The sequence below is a fragment of the Mycobacterium angelicum genome (assembly GCF_002086155.1).
Taxonomy (GTDB): Bacteria; Actinomycetota; Actinomycetes; order Mycobacteriales; family Mycobacteriaceae; genus Mycobacterium; species Mycobacterium angelicum.
This window is the reverse complement of record NZ_MVHE01000415.1, coordinates 1-258: the sequence shown is the minus strand read 5'-3', so window position 1 is coordinate 258 and position 258 is coordinate 1. Positions and strand designations below refer to the sequence as shown.

Here is a 258-nt window from a genome sequence, read left to right as displayed (position 1 = left end):
GAACCCTCCCATGGCGACGATCGCGATCCATGCTCCGGCAAGGAATTTCGTTACCAGCACGATGAGCAGGACGGTACCGGTGGACACGAAGCCGACCGTGTTAACCGCGCGGGAGCGCAGCATCGCGCGACGGGCGCGCGGATCGGTCTCGGCGCTCAGCAACCGGGTCCAGTGCCGGACCATGCCGACCTGACTCATGGTGAACGAGATGAACACACCGACGATGTACAGCTGGATCAGCGCGGTCGACTCGGCACG

At 64.3% G+C, this 258-nt stretch carries 1 pseudogene; it reads right to left on the bottom strand.

Annotated features, from left to right (window positions below):
• Nucleotides 1-258, bottom strand: a pseudogene (locus tag BST12_RS30065) (DNA-binding protein); the annotation flags it as partial.